The sequence below is a fragment of the Pseudomonas reactans genome, assembly GCF_013385825.1.
In the GTDB taxonomy this organism is placed as follows: domain Bacteria; phylum Pseudomonadota; class Gammaproteobacteria; order Pseudomonadales; family Pseudomonadaceae; genus Aquipseudomonas; species Aquipseudomonas reactans.
Genome location: NZ_JACAPG010000011.1, coordinates 168108 through 183010 on the forward strand (window position 1 = coordinate 168108; position 14903 = coordinate 183010).

The 14903-nt window shown below is 61.1% G+C and carries 16 protein-coding genes; 7 read left to right on the forward strand and 9 right to left on the reverse strand.

The window, feature by feature from the left end; all coding sequences use genetic code 11:
* Positions 1-90 precede the first annotated feature (90 nt).
* Positions 91-1302, forward strand: coding sequence for a YeeE/YedE family protein (locus HX868_RS12165; RefSeq protein WP_177003022.1), 1212 nt, complete (start codon positions 91-93; stop codon positions 1300-1302).
* Between the two features lies 1 nt (position 1303).
* Here the strand turns inward: HX868_RS12165 and HX868_RS12170 are convergent, their stop codons facing one another.
* Positions 1304-1465: a DUF2986 domain-containing protein gene (locus HX868_RS12170; protein WP_177003023.1), complete on the reverse strand. Its 162-nt coding sequence runs from the start codon at positions 1463-1465 to the stop codon at positions 1304-1306.
* Between the two features lie 139 nt (positions 1466-1604).
* Between HX868_RS12170 and panB the strand changes: the two genes are divergently transcribed.
* A complete protein-coding gene (panB, locus tag HX868_RS12175; protein WP_177003024.1) occupies positions 1605-2420 on the forward strand; it encodes a 3-methyl-2-oxobutanoate hydroxymethyltransferase in 816 nt (271 codons plus the stop codon).
* Here the strand turns inward: panB and HX868_RS12180 are convergent.
* From HX868_RS12180 to HX868_RS12190, 3 genes are read right to left on the reverse strand one after another with little or no spacing between them, the layout of a single operon-like run.
* Complete coding sequence (locus HX868_RS12180) at positions 2408-3802, reverse strand: aminotransferase-like domain-containing protein (RefSeq protein ID WP_177003025.1); 1395 nt, start codon at positions 3800-3802, stop codon at positions 2408-2410. The genes panB and HX868_RS12180 overlap by 13 nt on opposite strands.
* A gap of 6 nt (positions 3803-3808) precedes the next feature.
* The gene (locus HX868_RS12185) at positions 3809-4327 is read right to left on the reverse strand and encodes a DUF2569 domain-containing protein (protein ID WP_177003026.1); all 519 of its coding nucleotides are present in this window, start codon (positions 4325-4327) and stop codon (positions 3809-3811) included.
* A gap of 27 nt (positions 4328-4354) precedes the next feature.
* Positions 4355-5398, reverse strand: a complete 1044-nt coding sequence (locus HX868_RS12190; protein WP_177003027.1) for an alpha/beta hydrolase family protein — start codon at positions 5396-5398, stop codon at positions 4355-4357.
* Between the two features lie 226 nt (positions 5399-5624).
* On the opposite strand from HX868_RS12190, the gene HX868_RS12195 reads away from it, so the two are divergent.
* Both HX868_RS12195 and msrA read left to right on the forward strand, forming a co-directional pair.
* The gene (locus HX868_RS12195; RefSeq protein WP_177003028.1) at positions 5625-7073 is read left to right on the forward strand and encodes a tetratricopeptide repeat protein; all 1449 of its coding nucleotides are present in this window, start codon (positions 5625-5627) and stop codon (positions 7071-7073) included.
* Positions 7074-7187: 114 nt separating this feature from the next.
* Positions 7188-7694 carry a peptide-methionine (S)-S-oxide reductase MsrA gene (gene msrA, locus HX868_RS12200; RefSeq protein WP_095016075.1) on the forward strand — a complete coding sequence of 169 codons (507 nt, stop codon included), beginning with the start codon at positions 7188-7190 and terminating at the stop codon, positions 7692-7694.
* Between the two features lie 54 nt (positions 7695-7748).
* Here the strand turns inward: msrA and HX868_RS12205 are convergent, their stop codons facing one another.
* The 5 genes from HX868_RS12205 to HX868_RS12225 all read right to left on the reverse strand — a co-directional run bounded on the left by HX868_RS12205 (position 7749) and on the right by HX868_RS12225 (position 11037).
* The gene (locus tag HX868_RS12205; protein WP_095016076.1) at positions 7749-8195 is read right to left on the reverse strand and encodes a hypothetical protein; all 447 of its coding nucleotides are present in this window, start codon (positions 8193-8195) and stop codon (positions 7749-7751) included.
* 24 nt (positions 8196-8219) lie between these two features.
* Positions 8220-8735 (reverse strand): hypothetical protein, encoded by a 516-nt coding sequence (locus HX868_RS12210; protein ID WP_156717502.1) that lies wholly within the window; start codon positions 8733-8735, stop codon positions 8220-8222.
* 144 nt (positions 8736-8879) lie between these two features.
* Complete coding sequence (locus HX868_RS12215; protein WP_177003029.1) at positions 8880-10130, reverse strand: flavin-containing monooxygenase; 1251 nt, start codon at positions 10128-10130, stop codon at positions 8880-8882.
* A gap of 20 nt (positions 10131-10150) precedes the next feature.
* Positions 10151-10597: a type II 3-dehydroquinate dehydratase gene (locus HX868_RS12220; RefSeq protein WP_177003030.1), complete on the reverse strand. Its 447-nt coding sequence runs from the start codon at positions 10595-10597 to the stop codon at positions 10151-10153.
* A 17-nt stretch (positions 10598-10614) separates the two neighbouring features.
* Positions 10615-11037, reverse strand: a complete 423-nt coding sequence (locus HX868_RS12225) for a RidA family protein (RefSeq protein ID WP_016976442.1) — start codon at positions 11035-11037, stop codon at positions 10615-10617.
* Positions 11038-11219: 182 nt separating this feature from the next.
* Between HX868_RS12225 and HX868_RS12230 the strand changes: the two genes are divergently transcribed.
* The 3 genes from HX868_RS12230 to HX868_RS12240 all read left to right on the forward strand — a co-directional run bounded on the left by HX868_RS12230 (position 11220) and on the right by HX868_RS12240 (position 14880).
* Positions 11220-12209 carry a LysR family transcriptional regulator gene (locus HX868_RS12230; RefSeq protein ID WP_177003031.1) on the forward strand — a complete coding sequence of 330 codons (990 nt, stop codon included), beginning with the start codon at positions 11220-11222 and terminating at the stop codon, positions 12207-12209.
* Positions 12210-12463: 254 nt separating this feature from the next.
* Positions 12464-13981, forward strand: a complete 1518-nt coding sequence (locus tag HX868_RS12235) for an amino acid ABC transporter permease/ATP-binding protein (protein ID WP_177003032.1) — start codon at positions 12464-12466, stop codon at positions 13979-13981.
* Between the two features lie 26 nt (positions 13982-14007).
* Positions 14008-14880: a phytanoyl-CoA dioxygenase family protein gene (locus HX868_RS12240; protein ID WP_177003033.1), complete on the forward strand. Its 873-nt coding sequence runs from the start codon at positions 14008-14010 to the stop codon at positions 14878-14880.
* Positions 14881-14903: the final 23 nt, after the last annotated feature.

Below are 14903 nucleotides of genomic sequence, written 5' to 3' on the forward strand. Positions count from 1 at the left end.
TTGACGGGGCGCCTGAGATCAAGAGCGGCTCGCTTCGCATCGTGGGTTGGGGTTTATACTCGCGCCCATTCAAATCTACCGAGATACCCCATGAGCACCTCTGTTCCTCTCGCTCCCGCGCGCAAGCCTATTGCGCCGTTGGTGGCCTTTATCATCCTGGTGCTGGGCGCCTTGTTCCTGCAAAACAGCGTCGGCTCGCATCAGGTGCTGTTGCTGGTGGTCGGCGCGGCACTGGGTTTGACCCTCTATCACGCCGCCTTCGGGTTTACCTCGGCCTGGCGCGTGTTCATCAATGATCGGCGTGGCGCTGGCTTGCGCGCGCAGATGGTGATGCTGGCGATCGCGGTGCTGCTGTTCTTCCCGGCATTGGGGGCGGGCAGTTTGTTCGGGCAGCCGGTGGTCGGGCTGGTGGCGCCGGCCGGGGTGTCGGTGGTGTTTGGGGCGTTCATCTTTGGCATCGGCATGCAGTTGGGCGGCGGGTGTGCGTCGGGCACGCTGTTCACCGTGGGCGGCGGTAATGCGCGCATGCTGGTGACGTTGTTCTTCTTTATCTGTGGCTCGCTGATCGCCACGCACCACGTGGACTGGTGGTTTGCGCTGCCGGCCTTCCCGGCGGTGTCCATCGTCAAGAGCTTCGGCGTGGTGCCGGCGATGGGCCTGAGCCTGGCGGTGTTTGCGATCATTGCAGTGGTGACCGTGCGGCTGGAGAAGGGCCGTCATGGTCAATTGGAAGAGGGTGTGAAAAGCGAGCATCAAGGCCTGCGCCGCTTCTTGCGCGGCCCGTGGCCATTGGTGTGGGGCGCCATCGGTCTGGCCTTTCTCAACTACGCCACCCTGGCACTGGCGGGGCGGCCTTGGGGCATTACCTCGGCGTTTGCGCTGTGGGGCGCCAAAGTCGCCAGTGGCTTGGGTGTGGACGTCGCCAGCTGGGCGTTCTGGCAGATGCCGGGCAACGCCAAGGCGCTGGCTGCGCCGGTGTGGGAAGACATCACCAGCGTGATGGACATCGGCATCGTCCTCGGCGCGTTGTTGGCCGCCGGCCTGGCCGGGCGTTTCGCCCCCAGCCTGAAGATTCCGGCGCGTTCGCTGGTGGCAGCGGTGATCGGCGGCCTGCTGCTCGGCTACGGTTCGCGCCTCGCGTACGGCTGCAACATTGGCGCGTACTTCAGCGGCATCGCCTCGGGCAGCCTGCATGGCTGGGTATGGCTGGTGGCGGCGTTCATTGGCAACAGCGTGGGTGTGCGTCTGCGACCGTTTTTCTTTGCGGGTGAGCGGCCGCAGGTGGCATTGAGCGGTTGCTGAATCAGCTTTCCGGGGAACTGTCTGGCGCCTGAGCCGCTTCAGCCGCCAGCTTTTCGCGGTCCGCTTTGCTGATGTACTTGTCCTTTTTCTTCGGCGCCAATTTGGCGTTGGCCTTCCTGGATTTTTCCTTGAAGAGCTGCTGGAGTTTTTTCTGGCGGTTCATGTCGTTCTACCCGGGTTGTTCAGGCCCGGGATGATACCAGCTTCGCCTACTGGGTCGCTTTTTAGCGCTGATCTGTGCATTGAATCGCCTGTCCTTTCGCCAATAATCGGGTGCTCCACCGCACAACGGAAGACACCAGATGAGCCTCCACACCCGCACCAAACGCCTGACCGTCCCGCAATTGGTTGCCATGAAAGGGCAGCAGAAAATCGTCTCTCTGACGGCTTACTCCAGTGCCATCGCCAAGCTGATCGACCCCTTGGTCGATTTCATCCTGATCGGCGATTCCACGGCCATGGTCGGTTATGGCCGGCCTTCGACCTTGAGCATGCAGCTTGAAGAAATCATCGGCCACACCCGCGCCGTGGTCGACAGCACGAGCCTGGCGTGTGTCATTGCCGACATGCCGTTTGGCAGTTATCAGGAATCCAACGAGCAGGCCTTTCGCAATTGCGCCCAGGTGCTGGCGCGCACGGGCTGCGATGCTGTAAAGCTGGAGGCCAACCAGGCCTTGGCCGGCACTGTCGAATTCCTGGTGGCGCGGGGTATTCCGGTCATGGCGCATGTGGGGCTGATGCCGCAGTTCGTCAATGTGATGGGCGGCTTCAAGGCCCAGGGCCTTACCGCTGAAGCTGGCGCGCGGATTGCCGAGGACGCGCGGGCCAACCTGCAGGCGGGCGCGTTCAGCCTGGTGCTTGAGGGCGTGGCTGAAGGCGTGGCCCGTCAGATCACTCTCGACTCGAAAATGCCCACCATCGGCATCGGCGCATCACCGGCCTGCGACGGCCAAGTGCTGGTCACTGAAGATGTACTGGGCCTGGGCGGTGAACACCTGCCGCGTTTCGTCAAACAGTACGCGGATGTGGGGGCAGTGATCCGTGACGCCTGCGAGCGTTTTGCCGAAGACGTGCGCCACGGCCGCTTCCCAGAGGCGCGGCACTGCTACGGGCTCTGACGAACCGCGTGCGACAACTGTTCCACGGCCTGGGCAATATCCTTGCTCCAATCGAGGGTGAAGCTCAGGCGCAGGTGCTGTTTCCAGCTGCCTTGCTGGCTGAACAGTTCACCGGGGGCGATGACGATGCGCTCGGCCAGCAAGCGTTCGAGCACCTGGCGCATGTCGACCGGGTGCGTCGCCGCAAGCCAGAAGCACGCGCCGCCTTGCGGCGTCATCACCTCAAAGGCACCCTGCGCGTATTCGTCCAGCAGGTTTTTCATGCGGGTCATGCAGTCGTGCAACAAGGCCCGCAGCTTGTGCAGGTGCGCATCGATGCGTTTGGACGTGAACAGCTTGGCGATCGCTTTCTGACGGATCGGTGAGAGGCGAAACGCCCGTTCCAGGAACAAACGCTGCAACTGCGGCCCACATCCACGGCACAGCACATAACCATAGGGGGCTTCCGAGCCGATCACCTTGTCGAAGGTCGAGAACACCAGCAGCTTCTGTGGGTCGGCAAAGTCGCGATAGCGCGCCGGTTGGGGCGCGAAATACAAGTCGCCGTACGTGTCGTTTTCGAACAACCAGATAGCCCGCTCCGCCAGCCATCGGCATACCTGCTGCTTATCCTTGGCGGCCATGCGGCTGCCGTGGGGAATGTTCACGGTGGATGACAGCACTGCCAAGCGGACGGGCTCACGCTCGAGCAGTTCATTCAGGGCCAGCAGGTCGAAACGACCGTCGTCGTCCAGGTGCAGTTCGATCACACGGATGTTCGCCGCCTGCAACTGGCGCAGGATCGCCCACGAACACGGCGACTCTACCAGCGCCACGCTGCCGGCCAGGTCCAGGGCGTTGAGCGCCAGCTCCAACACACTGTGCAGGTCCGCACCGATGTACACCTGATCGGCCTGCCAGTAGTTGCCCGTGGAACAGGTGTAGCGTTCAGCCAATGCCGCGCGCAACTCGGGCTCGCCGAAGGGCAGGTACTGCGGTGTCAGGGCGCGCGGGTAATGGCGGGCCAGTTCGCGCTCGATCATCAGCAGCGGGTTTTCCAGCGACAGCAGGATGGCCGGGACGTCGGCGCTCAAGGCCAGCATGCCCGGTTGGCGGGAGTTGGCGAAGACCTGGTCGAGCAGGTTGGATGAGCGTTGAGTCGATAAAGGCGCGGGTATCAACCGCGTGAAATAACCGAGCTTGGGCCGTGCGTAGATCCGTCCCTCATCCTCCAGCAACGAATAGGCGTATTTGGTGGTCGACACCGACACGCCTAGGCGCTGCGCCAACTGGCGCAGGGAGGGCAATTTTTGCTCGCCCTGCGCGGGGCCGGCCTCGATCAGCTCGACGAGGTAGCGATACACCGCTTGATAGGCGAAGGTGGCGTGCTTGGGGTTAGCCATGCGTACTCAAGAGCCGACGGCCGTGTGCGCGTCAGGGCTCTGCGGCTTATGCATGACAAACGTTGCCTTTACCCGTCTGGAGACCAGCATGTAAGGCACCCATATGAACAAGGCGATCAATGTCCGTGCCAGCTCTTTTGTCGTGTTGGCGTCGAAAATGGGTTCATCTACGAACACTAATGAGCACACCCAGGCATCGAGCGGAATGTACACCGCCGACGCAAGCACCGTCGCGATATAAACCTTGGGGAATAGATAGTGCTCGGTGATGAAGAGGTAAATGAGGTACGCGTAGGTGGCGACAAACAACACATTAATCAGTGCTTCCGCCACCAGAATCGGCGCCCACAACGGGTTGTACAACTCCATCCCAGGCGTCGACAGCAGGGTAAAAGCACCATCCGCAAAAAGCGGGTAATGCACCGCAAGCAGGCTATAGGCCGTGCGGGAAATCGAGATGACCAGGCCTATTACAATGAGCACGAGCCAGCCTCGTAACCCTCTCAACGCTTCGCTTTCTTGCATGTTGCGCTCCATGGGGGACTCAGTTGATCAATGGCTGAACGATTGCTGCAAAAACGCAGTCATCAGTCCTACCACCTGTTGTTGGATCTCGGCCCTTGGCCGAGCCCCTTCTCCATCCCGGCAAATCATGCCATCGCCCGGCGAACTTTCTTCAATCAGCTCCATGCCGCCCGGCTTGCAGATCGACATGAACGTGAAGTGAGTGGCGTCGCCGATCTCCACGTACTGGGTCGAGGCTTTGGGCAGGCGCTTGACCAACGCGGCGGACTCCAGGTTAGGGTCCATATCTTCCGTGGGCACGCCACCCGCGATCACCAGCGCCGGTACGGGAAGTGCAGCCAGACTGGCGTCGGTGAAGCCGGGCGCGAGGCCCAGGTCCAAGGACACAATGGCGGTGACGCGTTTGTCGCTCAAGTCAGCGGCCAACTGGGCTTTGCCTTCGGGTGTGCCGGCGGGGTTCATCTCATGGTAGCCAATGCAGCCGCCGAGTTTCGGGTGTGCGTTGCAGGCTTGGGTGAACAAGTCGGGATCGAAACGTGCGCCGGCAATCTCAAGCACGGTCCAACCGCCGAGGGAGTGGCCGACGGCGGCAATGCGATTTTTTGCCACCGCGCCAAATTGCTTCGGCTGCGCCAGGATCGCGTCAATGGCGCGACTCAGATCGGCCGGGCGTTTCCATAGTTGAGCGGCAGCCTGCGGGCTGCGATCTTTGGTGGTGGTGCCAGGGTGGTTGACTGCCGCCACGATGTAACCTTTGTGCGCCAAGGCACTGGCCAGCCACACCTGTTTGCCCCAATTACCGCCGTAGCCGTGGGAGAGCACGACCAAAGGATGCTCACCGGCAGCCGGTGGTGCATCTGTCACCGCGAGGGCGCCGATGAACACCCCGTTGTCGGCGATCAACTGGGGTTTTGCGGTGGTTGCAGCAGCGGGATACCAGACCACCATTTCCAGCGGGCGGCTGGTCTGCGCGTCGGGCAGGGTGGTGGTCTTGAAGCCGACGGGGCTTTCGGCCGCGAGGGCGGGCGTGGTCAGGCAAAACACAAGCAGGGCGCGCAAGGCGGTTTTCATTGTTGTTATCTTCCTTGATTTTGGTCGCGCATCATTACCTGAAATACGCCGCCTGCCCATCCCCCGGGCAGACTTAAATGCAGCACCCACGCCATCATCCACAAGGCACTAATCCTATTTGCATAATTGCGCTGCGCACCTGGGGGACTATGATCAGGCTCTCGGCCCGCCGCGTCCGGTTCAACCACGCAAAGCCGAATCCAGCCCATTGACGAAGGATTCAGTCATGCAGGTGAAAGGGATATTTCTTGCGTTCGTCGCCACGGTGTTGGTGGGCCTTGGCCCGCACAGTTTTGCCAGTTACAGCCCAGCAGGTGCGATGACTCAGCGGCAAACCACGATCGACCTGTCGGCGCTCACCGAAGCTGCCAATAACGGCTCGGCGCCAGCGCAGTTCGACTTGGCCTTGATCACCCGTCAGAACTCCACGACGCTGGCCGAATCCATCACCTGGCTGAAAAGCGCCGCTCGCCAGGGCTATGCACCCGCCCAGCACAACCTTGGCAGGGCCTACTATGATGGGCAAGGCGTGGCCAAGGACTATGCCCAAGCTGCGCAATGGTTCGCCAAGGCCGCTGAGCAAGGTCTTGCGCCGGCGCAGTACAACCTGGGTCTTTGTTACAACCTCGGCGTTGGCGTCAAACCCGATAAAGTCAAGGCTGTCGAGTGGTTTCGCAAGGCCGCAGAACAAGGCGTGCCAGAAGCTCAGGTCAACCTCGGCTATGCGTATGACAAGGGCTTGGGCGTCAAACAAGACACCGCGCAAGCTGTCAGCTGGTACCGCAAGGCCGCAACAGCAGGAGAAGCGCAGGGGCAATACAGCCTTGGGCTCAGCTACAAATTGGGGCAAGGCGTGTCCCAAGACCTCGACCAGACGCTCTACTGGTACACCAAGGCCGCTGCCCAGCACCTGCCCATTGCCCTGAATGACCTCGGCTCGTTCTACCGCATGGGCATTGTTGTCCCGAAGAACACCGCCAAGGCAATTGCGCTGTACCGCGAAGCCGCCGATGCCGGTAACGCCATTGCCCAGAACAACCTGGGCCAACTGTATGGGGCGGGTGAGGGTGTCGATCAGGACATGACGCAAGCCGTCGCCTGGTTTCGCAAGGCCGCCGAGCAAGGCAACGCCGATGCGCAACTCAACCTCAGCGTGGCCTACAGCAACGGGTTCGGCGTACCCAAGGACGACAATCTGGCAATCGCCTGGACCCAAAAAGCCGCCGACCAGGGCCACATGATGGCGCAATACAAACTCGGCGTTTTCTACTCGCTGCCAGGCGCCCAACAGAACTTCCCCGTAGCCGCCTCCTGGCTGCGCAAAGCGGCTGACCAGCGGGTGCCACGGGCGCAGTATTTTTTGGGGCTGCTGTACCAGGAAGGCCTGGGCGTCAGCAAAAACCTGCCTGAATCGATCAAGTGGATCCGCAAAGGTGCCGAGCAAGGCGACGCCAATGCCCTCTACGGGCTGGGCCGCTGTTACGAACTCGGGCTGGGCGTCACGCAGAGCCTGCCCCGGTCCTACGCCTTCTACCGCCTGGCCGAGCAAGCGGGCGACCCTTCAGTACCGGCACCCCGTGCGCAGATTGTGGCGCAGGCACTGACCCCGCAACAGTTGAACAGTGCCGACAAAGCAGTGAGTACCTGGACAGTGGGAAGCGGCTTGCCTAATTGAGTGGCAAAGCACCACACAAGCCAGCGACATTTCGTCGTTTATCGGTCTCCCACCTTGCTATTGGCCAACCCCGCCCCATAACTACCCTGAATCCATTGATCCGAGGGGCAGACCATGACTAACCCAACCGAAACCGCCATCCTCGCCGGCGGCTGCTTCTGGGGCATGCAAGACCTGTTGCGGCGTTACCCCGGCGTGCTGCACACCCGTGTCGGCTACACCGGTGGCGATGTGCCGAATGCCACCTACCGCAACCATGGCAACCATGCGGAGGCGATCGAGATCGTGTTTGACCCCGCGGTAATCAGTTATCGGCAGATTTTGGAGTTCTTCTTCCAGATCCATGACCCGAGCACAGCGAACCGACAGGGCAATGATCTTGGGCCGAGTTATCGCTCGGCGATCTATTACCTGAGTGAGCAGCAACGGGATGTCGCCGAGGACACGGCAGCGGATGTGGATGCTTCGAAATTATGGCCGGGCCGGGTGGTGACGGAGATTGAGCCGGCAGGGCCGTTTTGGGAGGCGGAGCCGGAGCACCAGGATTATCTGGAGCGAATTCCCAACGGGTATACCTGCCACTTTATCCGGCCGAACTGGAAGTTGCCGAAGCGCGGTTAAGACAGCGCAACGGCAGAACAACAAAGGGGACGAACCAATACGTCCCCTTCACGGTCAGCCAGCACAGGTCTGCTTGTCAATTTCGAACCGCCCCACTTCTTTTTCGTTTTTGCTGCCAAAAATGTAAATGAAGGTGCCGCCCAGTGTGAGGATTGACGAGTCTTTTGGCATCTGCGCGGCGCAAACTGCCTGGGTGATGTCTGAGAATGTCGCGTCCAGGTCAAAGCTATCAGGCTGGGTATCGTAATTGACCAACGTGTAATAGAACCTTATCGCGTGGCTGTTGGCCGCTTCCGCCCGGTCGAACCTTATGTCCTCGTTCACCATTCGATCACGCGGCGTCGTTCGCGCGGTCAGGATGATCAGGTCGCTGAGGTAGCTGGGTTTGCTGGGCTCGGGTGTCTCTTCGAAGGCCTGTTTTATCAGCACGCCGGCCAAACCCGCGAACAGCAATCCCCACGCGCAATACCAAAACACTTTCCTGGTTTTTTCTGTTGCCACGTTGTTGTCTCCTAGACCCGTCACTTATTTCCCTAAATCCCCAACGGCCAGGACCTGCGGTGCATATTGGAGGTACCACGCACGTTGACCGACAAGCAGGTCGCGGGCGAGTTCGAGCTCTCGCTCGGACATGGCGGCATAAACCCGCTCACTGCGGTCAACGTGTTGCACCTGGTTGTTGACCACTGTGTAGAGCGCCCAGCCTTTGCTTTCCATGCACAGGCGGCTGCCCTGATTGATGATTTGCGCTTCGGTGTAGCCCAGGGAGCGAAAGACCTGCACACCCTGGCCATTCTTTTGGTAAGTAGCGACCTGAAATTGAACACAGGTGTTCAGGCTTTCGCTGAACTGAGTGGCGGAAGACACGTTGTGAGGCACTTTGAAATAGACGTTGCCATCCTTGAAGTCCATATCCGCTCGATCAGAGACCACACTTTGCGCAGAACTCAAATAACGGGCCTGAGGCGTCGAGGTCGATGCACAGCCGTTGAGAAGGCTGCCGACCACGGCCAGCGTAAGCAGAGAAAGGGTGATTCGCATCGAGACGTCCTTGAGGTGTTCCCAGGTAAATCCATTGACCCATGAAGCCGGGCATAGCGCAGCTTTGGGAGGGCAGTGGCGCAGTGCGCAATGTTGACACAAACAAGGCGTTAACCGAAGAAACAGCTTCGTAGTGATGGGGGATCAGCGCTTTTCGTACGCCCTGTACTCATTCTGCAGCACGATATGGTCCGCCACGTACTTCGCATCGTGCCAAACCCCATAGATAAACGACGATGCCCTGTTTACCAGATTCGGCAAGCCCAGGAAGTAAATCCCGCTCTGCGCGGAGATCCCGCGCTTGTGGAACGGCTCGCCTTTGTCATCGAATGCATCGACCTTCAACCAACTGAAATCGAACGTGAAGCCAGTGGCCCAGAGGATCGTGGTCACGCCTGCCTCTGCCAAGTCCAGGCTCAACCTCGGATTCACCAGGCACTCAGGGTCTGGCAACAACTCCCAGGCCTGCGGCTCAGGGGGAAACGGCAACCCGTTCGCCTCGATATAGGCGTCTGCATCGCGCAGCACATCAAAGTAGGCGCGATCCCCCTGAGCCACGTTCTCGGCCAAGCCCGGTTGGAAGGTCATGACACCGTCTTTCCAATCCTGGGTGACGCCCACCAGATGAATCCCTTGGTGTGCCAGGCGGCGGAAGTCGACCGTCTTACCGCCTTCGTAACCGCTGACCGCAAAGGCGACGTGCTTTTTCTTCGGCTGGATTTTGACTTCATCCCACAGGCCCAATGCACCCAGCCACCAGCAGTAGTCACGGCCGCGATAGGCGCGGGGAGGGCGGTAGTGTTCGCCCACCGAGAGGTACACGGTCTTGCCGGACTTTTGCAGTTCTTCGGCGATTTGCGAGCCGGAGGCGCCAGCGCCAACAACCAGTACGCCGCCCTCGGGGAGTTGGCCAGGGTTCTTGTAGCTGGACGAGTGCAGTTGATGCAGCGACGCGGTGGTCGGAACGATGTTTGGGATGGAAGGGCGCTGGAACGGGCCGGTGGCGGCGACCACATTGGTGGCTTCGATCACGCCGTCCGATGTGGTCACCTTGAAGCCGGGTCGCCCCACATGACGCTCTACCTGTTGTACTTCGACGCCGGTGCGCACGGGGGCCTGCAATTTGTCCACGTAGGCTTCGAAGTAGTCAGCCATACGCTCTTTGGGGGGGAAGGCTTCCGGTGAAATGCCTTCGAATGTGAGGCCGGGAAACCGGTCATGCCAGGCCGGGCCATTGGCGACCAGGGAATCCCAGCGCTCCGAACGCCAGCGTTCGGCGATGCGGTGGCGTTCCAGCACGATGTGCGGCACGCCCATCAGCGACAGGTGTTCGCTCATGGCGACGCCGGCCTGGCCTGCGCCGACGACCAGGGTGTTGATTTTTTCGACGGACATAGGCGGTTCCTGCACAGTCATTAGGCGGTTTGGTCCAGCAATTCGGCCACGGCCGTGAGTGCCAGTTGGTAACCCAGCGTCCCCAGCCCGGCGATCACACCGGTGGCGGCCTTGGACACGTAGGAGTGGTGCCGGAAGTGCTCGCGCTTCCAGATATTGCTCATGTGCGCCTCGATGATCGGCCCGTCGAAGGCCAGCAGCGCATCCAGGATCGGCACCGAGCTGTAGCTGAGCCCGGCGGCGTTGATCACGATGGCGTCGGCGTTCAAGCGTGCCTCTTGAATCCAGTCCACCAGCACGCCTTCATGGTTGCTCTGGCGAAAGTCCAGGGTCAGGCCCAGGGTCGCGGCGAGGTCTTGGCAACGGGCTTCGATGCTGGCAAAACTCTCGCTGCCATAGGTGCCGGCTTTGTCCAGGCCGTAGAGGTTGGCGTTGGGCCCGTTGAGGAAAAACACGCGGTGGGTCATGGCGTACTCCAGGTTATTCAGGGCTGCCAGTCATCCGGCACAACCGCAATCACGTCGATTTCCATCAACCACTCCGGCTGGCCCAAGCCCGAGATCACCAGCCCGGTCGAGATCGGGAATACGCCTTTGAGCCACTTGCCGACTTCCTGGTACACCGGCTCGCGGTAGCGCGGGTCGATCAGGTAGGTGGTGGTCTTCACGATGTGCGACAGATCAGAACCCGCCTCTTCCAGCAGTTGCTTGACGTTCTTCATCGCCTGCTCGGCTTGCGCACGCGGGTCGCCGAGGCCAATGAGGTTGCCCTCAAAATCAGTGCCGATCTGGCCGCGCACATAAATGGTGTTGCCCGCGCGCACGGCCTGGCACAGGTCGTTGTCCAGCGCCTGGTTGGGGTAGGTCTGTTGGGTGTTGAACATGCGGATGCGAGTGTGGGTCGGCATAACGGCAACTCATGGGACACGGGATGCAGCCAGCTTCACACCGGCCCGATTGCGACGAAACCAGCATTTGCGCGGGGTAGTGCTTAGGAAAAACCGAAGCCGGTGCAGGTCATCGGTTTGCGCCTGACCCGGCACGAACCCTGCAAAGCTCCCGGTACAGTCATTGTTGAGGGGCAGGCGTGATGCTCAGTCGTATTACTCAGCGTCAACTGGAGTATTTCGTTGCGTCGGGAGAGGCGGGCAGCATCAGTGCGGCCGCTGAACGCATCCACGTGTCGTCGCCGTCGATCTCGGCGGCGATCACTCATATGGAGGCCGAGCTGGGCATCCAGCTGTTTATCCGTCACCACGCCCAAGGCATTTCCCTCACGGCGGTGGGGCGCCAGGTGATGCAGGAAGCCAAGCTGATCCTGGAGCAGATGACCAACCTCTACACCATCGCGTCGGAGTCGTTGAACAGCGTGCGCGGCCCGTTGCGGGTGGGGTGCCTGGCGTCGCTGGCGCCGATGATCACGCCGGAGTTGGTGTTTGGTTTCGGCCGTGCGTTTCCCGGCGTGCGGCTGACGCAGGCCGAAGGCAACCATGAGGAACTGCTGGAAAAACTGCGCAGCGGTGAGCTGGACATCGCCCTGACCTACGACCTGGTGACCAGCCCGGACATCGACTTCCAGCCCCTGGCGCAGCTGCCGCCCTATGTGATGGTCGGCGAGTATCACCCACTGGCGAACTCACCGGCCGTCAGCATGCAAGACCTTGAGGCTTACCCGGTGGTGCTGCTCGACACGCCGTGGAGCCGCGACTATTTCCTCAGCCTGTTTATCCAGGCCGGCACCACGCCGAACATCATCATGCGCTCCACCAACCTCGAAACGGTGCGCGCCATGGTGGGCAACGGCATCGGTTATTCCTTCGCGAATGCACGGCCCAAATCGAACCTGTCCCAGGACGGCAAACGGGTGATCCGCCTGCGCCTGGCCGGTTCACACCGGCCGATGCGCCTGGGCTACGCCACTGCCTGCAACACCCAGCCGTCGCGGGTGGTGTCAGCGTTTGCCGAGCGTTGCCGCATGTTTGTGTCCGACCAGTACATCCCCGGCATGGCGCCGCCGAGCTTTTTTGATCCGCATGCGGTGCGCGATTGTAGGAGCGAGCTTGCTCGCGAAGGTCGTTAACGATAACGCGGGAAACCTGAAACGACGCGGCGACGTTGGGTTTCTCGCGAGCAAGCTCGCTCCTTCACACAAGCGGCAAGCCTGTTTTGCACTGAAATGTCGCGCGCAATGTGCCACCCATTCCGGCGTGCACCGTTTTGAGCTGCATAGGTTCTGCCTACCCAGTGCCCCGGCTTTTACGAATTGACCCTGACCACCTCCCCCCACGACTCTGAACCCATCGATGTAGATCAACTTCTCAGGGCACAGCGACGATGACATTCGACTGGAATTACATGTTTGGCTTGCTGGGCGATACCGAGTTCTGGCGCGCGACGTGGACGGTGATCAAGCTCAGTACCCTGACCTGGGTCTTGAGCATCGGCCTGGGCTTTCTGCTGGCGCTGGCCAAGCAATCCAGGCACGGCCTGCTCAGCGTGCCGGCGCGCGGCTATATCTGGCTGTTCCGCAGCCTGCCGCTGTTGGTGCTGTTGATCTTTATCTACAACCTGCCGCAAGCGTTGCCCGGCACCTCGGCGATCCTGGCCGACCCGTTCTGGTCCGGCCTGCTGGCGTTGGTGATCTGCGAGACCGCCTACGTGGCCGAGATCCATCGCGGTGGCCTGCTGTCGATCCCCAAGGGGCAGGGCGAAGCGGCACGGGCACTGGGCCTGAAGTTCTTCGGCACCCAATGGCGCGTAGTGATTCCCCAGGCATTACGGGTGGCGTTGCCGTCGCTGGCCAACGAATACATCTCCATCGTCAAGCTCACCTCGTTGGTGTCGGTGATCTCGCTGACCGAGATTCTGATGGTCGGCCAGCGCCTGTATTCGCAGAACTTCCTGGTGATCGAGACCATGGCGGCGGTGGCGTTTTTCTACGTGTTTATCGTCACAGTGTTCGACTTCCTGCTTAAACGCCTGGAGCGCTTTCTCGACGTCAACCAGCGCAACGTCTCCCGCGTTCCCGATGCAGCGGTACTGGCCCTGGCCACCCAACAGCGCACCGCCTTGGCGCGTCCAGCCAGCAACGGTGAGCCCGCGTTGCAAGCCGCACGGCTGCACAAGGCCTACAACGATATCGAGGTGCTGGGCTCGGTCAACCTGCAGATCCAGCCCGGCGAAGTGGTATCGGTGATCGGCCCGTCCGGCTCTGGCAAAACCACACTGATCCGCCTGCTCAATGGCCTTGAGCAACTGGACAACGGTGAGATCAGGATCAACGGCCAGCCGTTCATTCACTTGAATAAAGTCGGCGCGCAGAAACCCCGGTACATCGAGCACGCCGAACATCGCCTGAACATCGGCATGGTGTTCCAGAGCTTCAACCTGTTCCCGCATTTGAGCGTGCTCGACAACCTGCTGATGGCGCCGAAATACCATCGGCTGGGCGCGACTTCCGAGCTCAAGCAACAGGCCTACGCACTGCTGCACAAGGTCGGCATGCTCGACCACGCCTGGAAATACCCGCACCAGCTGTCCGGCGGCCAACAACAACGCGTGGCCATCGCCCGCGCCTTGATGATGCGCCCGCAGATCATGCTGTTCGACGAGCCCACCTCGGCCCTCGACCCGGAGAAAGTCAACGAAGTGCTGCAAGTCATCGAAGCCCTGGCCGAGGAGGGCATCACCATGGTGATTGTCACCCACGAGATGAACTTCGCCTTCAAGGTGTCCGACCGCATCGTGTTCATGGAGAAGGGCCGCGTGGTCTGCGACGACACGCCGGGCGCCTTGCGCAGCGGCCACAACCCACGCGTGGAGGCGTTCCTCAAGGACGTCTCGCTGGCGTGACCCCCTCAACGTTCAGGAAAAACACAATGATCGAGCAAGCGCACATCGAACAATTCCAGCGTGACGGTTTCTTGGTGGTTGAAGGCGTGCTGTCGCCGGAGGAAGTGGCTGCGTTGCAGCACGATTTCGACCAGTGGGTCGAAGAAAGCCGCAGCCACGCGCAGGGCTGGGGCGCCACCGTCGATGGCCGCGAGCGGTTTGACCTGGAGGGCGACCACCGCGCCGATCACCCGTCGCTACGCCGGGTGAGTTCGCCCACCGAGATTTCAGCGGCCTATGAGCGTGTGGCGTTGCACTCACGCATGGCGGCGATTTCCGCGCAGTTGATCGGCGCCCACGGCGCGCGGTTTCACCACAGCAAGATCAACTCGAAACTGCCCCATACGGCGACCCAGGTGAAGTGGCACCAGGACTTCCTGTTCACGCCCCACAGCAACGACGACATCGTCACCGCCTTGCTGATGGTCAGCGAAGTGACCCCGGAAAACGGCCCGCTGAACGTGATCCCCGGCAGCCACAAAGGCCCGCTGTGGTCACATTGGCAAAACCAACGGTTCACCGGCTCGGTAGACGACGCCGTCGTCGAAGAACACTGCCAGCAACCGGTGGCCTGCTACGGCCCTGCGGGCTCCGTGTGCTTCATGCACACCCGCCTTTTGCATGCTTCCAGCCCTAACGAGACCGAACTGCCGCGCACCCTTTTCATCAGCGTATATGCCGCTGAAGACGCGCTGCCATTCGGCGAAAACCCGCTGCCCAGCGCACATGCCGGCCTGCTGGTGGCCGGTGAAGAAAGTGGCTTGGTGCGTTCCACGGACAACCACATGCGCTTGCCGCAAAAGCCCCGTGGCGCTTCGTTCTTCGTGCAACAGGCCGGACAAGACTCAGCCACTGCCTAATCCCCCAAAACCTTGCAGGTAAT